Raw genomic sequence first — 3,092 nt, 5'->3', positions numbered from 1 at the left:
ATGCAGGGCCGTCGAAACACCGGTAAAGCCGCCGCCGACGATGGCAAGGTCGACATCGAGCCTGTCTTCCAGCGCTGGCCGGGGAAGGCGATCGCGACTGACCGCGTGCCACAACGAAAGCGCTTCCTGTCGCGCCATTGGGTTCAGGACCTCTCGCTGGCGGTGGCCTTCGCTCGCTTGCCGAAGCGCATTCGCCGCGGCCGTTCACCGAACAGGCCGTTCGGCCGGACCAGGAGGATGACGCACAGCATCACGCCGATGGCGACGATTTGCAGCGAAGCGGCGCGTGCCTGCTGCTCGGGCGAGAACAGGATGCTGGTCATGGTGCCCGATCCTGCCCATATCGCCCACACCAGGATGCTGCCGACGACGGCGCCGGTATTGCTGCCCGAGCCGCCGACGATCAGCATCACCCAGACCTGGAAGGTCAGGATCGGCAGGTAATTGTCGGGCGCGATGAAACCGGTAAAATGCGCTTGCAACGCGCCGGCCAGCGCCATGACGGCGCCGCCGACGGCAAAAGCCTGGACCCGGTAGAAGCGCGCGCTCTTGCCGAGCGAGATCGCCGCGCGTTCGTCCTCGCGCAGCGCCTTCAGCACCCGCCCCCACGGGCTGCGCGACAGGTGCTCCAGGGCCAGATAGACGATCAGCGTGACCGCGCAGACGATGGCAAGGTTGGAGAGGTTGAACAGCAATGGGGTCTCGGCGAGGCTGCCGAAGGGGCGCGGAATGAAGCCGATGCCGAACGGGCCGCCGGTGAGCTTTTGTGCGTTGAGCGCGACCAGTTGCACGACGACGGCGACGCCGAATGTGGTGATCGCAAGATAGTCGGACCTGAGACGCAGTGTGGCGATGCCGGTCAGCGCGGCGGCAATACCGCCGACGACCATGGCGCCAAGCCAGCCGGCCAGGATCGGCAGGCCGAAGCCGCCCACGCGTGCGGCATCGTCGGGCGTGGTCAGCAAGGCCGAGGTGTAGGCGCCGATGGCGACGAAGCCGGCGAGCCCGACATTGAACAGGCCGGTCAGCCCCCATTGCAGGTTGAGCCCGAGCGTCACCAGCGAGAAGATCAGCGCGGTGGTCAGGAAGAATGCGCCGTAGCCTACGAGGTCGATCATCTCTCCCGAACTCCGAAAAGGCCGATCGGCCGCACGAAAAGCACCGCCATCAGGATGATGAAGGACACGGCGGCGCGCCATTCGGCGCCGATCAATTGCACCGCCCCGGCTTCGGCGATTCCGATAATCAGGCCGCCGAGCACTGCGCCCGGAATGCTGCCGATGCCGCCGAGGATGGCGGCGGCAAACATCGGCAGCAGCATGTCGAAACCCATGAAGGGGCGGATCTGCACCAAAATGCCGATCATCACGCCGGCCACGCAGGCAAGGGCCGCGCCAAGGATCCAGGTGACGCGCACCACGCCGGCGACGTCGATGCCGACGATGCGGGCAAGAGCTGCATTCTGGCTGAGCGCCTGCATGGCGCGCCCGATCTGGGTGCGCGTCATCAGGAGATGCACGCCGAGAACCAGCACGATGGTCAGCAATAGCAAGGCGATCTGGTCGGGCGTGATGCGGATACCGAAGCCGACCGGCATGGCGATCTGGATCGCCCGGCTGAAATAGGTCGGCCGCGAGCTGAAGGTGAATTCGAGCAGGCTGCGCAGCGCCATCGAGGCGCCGAAGCTCGCCATCACCACGATGATCGCCTGGCCCTGCGCGCGCAGCCGCGAAAACAGCACCTTGTCGAGGAGCAGTGCCAGCAGCGCTGTGAAGGCCATGCCGACAACAAGTGCGACCAGGAGTGGCCAGCCGAAGGAGAGGGGCGCGATCGGCGCCACCTTGCCGAAGGTCGCGCCGATGGCGCTGACGACGGCGAGCGTCGCATAGGTGCCCCAGGCCATGAAGTCGCCATGGGCAAAATTGGAGAAGCGCAGAATGGAGTAGGTCAGCGTCACGCCTATCGCTCCGAGGCCGATCATCGAGCCGGTCAGCAACCCGTCGACGACAAATTGCAGACTCATGCCGCGCCTCCGTTCTCGGCGTGCCCCGTCTTCTTTGTGCTGAGAGGGCGCTGGCCGAGATAGAGCTCGGCCACAACCGGATCGTTCCATAGTTCGGAGGCAACGCCCTCATGGCGATCCTTGCCCTCGACCAGCACATAGGCGCGGTCGCCGATGGCGAGCGCTGCCTTGGCGTTCTGTTCGACCAGCAGGATGGTGACGCCGGACTTGCGAATGGCCGAAAGCATTTCGAACACCATCGACACGAATTTCGGCGACAGGCCGGCCGACGGCTCATCGAGCACCAGCACCTTGGGATGGACGATCAGCGCTCGCGCCACGGCCAGCATTTGCCGTTGCCCGCCGGAAAGATTGCCGGCCGCGGCTCGGCGCTGGCGCGCCAAGTCGGGGAACATGGCGTACATCTCTTCGACACGGCCCGGCGCCTCGCGCCGCTCGAAAATGCCGCAGGAGACCTTCAGATTGTCCTCCACCGACATCATTGGAAAGACGTTTTCGGTCTGCGGCACAAAGGCAAGGCCGAGGCGGACCATGGTGTGCGCCGGCGCCGCGGTGATGTCCTTGCCATCGAGCAGCACCTTGCCCCGGCTGATCGGAACAAGGCCGGCGACGGCCTTGATCAGGCTCGACTTCCCGGCGCCGTTCGGCCCGAGGACGACGACGATCTCGCCCTTGTTGACAGTGATCGAGGCGCCGCGCACGATCGGCACCCCAGGCTCGTAGCCGGCCTCGAGTTCACTGACGTCAAGCACGGCTTCACTCATGCCGCGCCCCCGAGATAGGCCTCGATGACGCGTTGGTCGCGCGCCACCTCGTCGGCGGTGCCCTCGCACAAGAGCTCGCCGCTCGCCATCACCAGCACGCGGTGGCAAAGCCGCGTCACCATGTCGATGTTGTGCTCGATCAACAGGAAGGTGATGCCGCTCTCGTTGATGTCGCGGATGCGGTCGATGATGACCTCGAGCAGGGTGGCGTTGACGCCGGCCGCCGGCTCGTCGAGCAGGATGATCGCCGGGTCGGCCATCATCACGCGGGCGAGTTCGAGCAGCTTGCGCTGGCCGCCGGAAAG

4 protein-coding genes are annotated in these 3,092 nt (G+C 65.8%); all 4 read right to left on the bottom strand.

Going from position 1 to position 3,092, the window contains the following annotated elements:
• Positions 1 to 143 precede the first annotated feature (143 nt).
• Complete coding sequence (locus EN745_RS32675) at positions 144 to 1,118, bottom strand: branched-chain amino acid ABC transporter permease (RefSeq protein ID WP_189363233.1); 975 nt, start codon at positions 1,116 to 1,118, stop codon at positions 144 to 146.
• Positions 1,115 to 2,023, bottom strand: coding sequence for a branched-chain amino acid ABC transporter permease (locus EN745_RS32670; RefSeq protein ID WP_127423155.1), 909 nt, complete (start codon positions 2,021 to 2,023; stop codon positions 1,115 to 1,117). Before EN745_RS32670 ends, EN745_RS32675 begins: the two co-directional genes overlap by 4 nt.
• Positions 2,020 to 2,787 carry an ABC transporter ATP-binding protein gene (locus EN745_RS32665; RefSeq protein WP_126056273.1) on the bottom strand — a complete coding sequence of 256 codons (768 nt, stop codon included), beginning with the start codon at positions 2,785 to 2,787 and terminating at the stop codon, positions 2,020 to 2,022. The genes EN745_RS32670 and EN745_RS32665 overlap by 4 nt, the downstream gene beginning before the upstream one ends.
• A partial coding sequence (locus EN745_RS32660; protein WP_145992268.1) for an ATP-binding cassette domain-containing protein occupies positions 2,784 to 3,092 on the bottom strand: 309 nt, incomplete at its 5' end. The genes EN745_RS32660 and EN745_RS32665, both read right to left, overlap by 4 nt.

Source organism: Mesorhizobium sp. M4A.F.Ca.ET.022.05.2.1, from assembly GCF_003998845.1.
GTDB lineage: Bacteria > Pseudomonadota > Alphaproteobacteria > Rhizobiales > Rhizobiaceae > Mesorhizobium.
The sequence above is the reverse complement of the archived record's forward strand: the minus strand, read 5'-3'. Positions and strand labels throughout refer to the sequence as shown.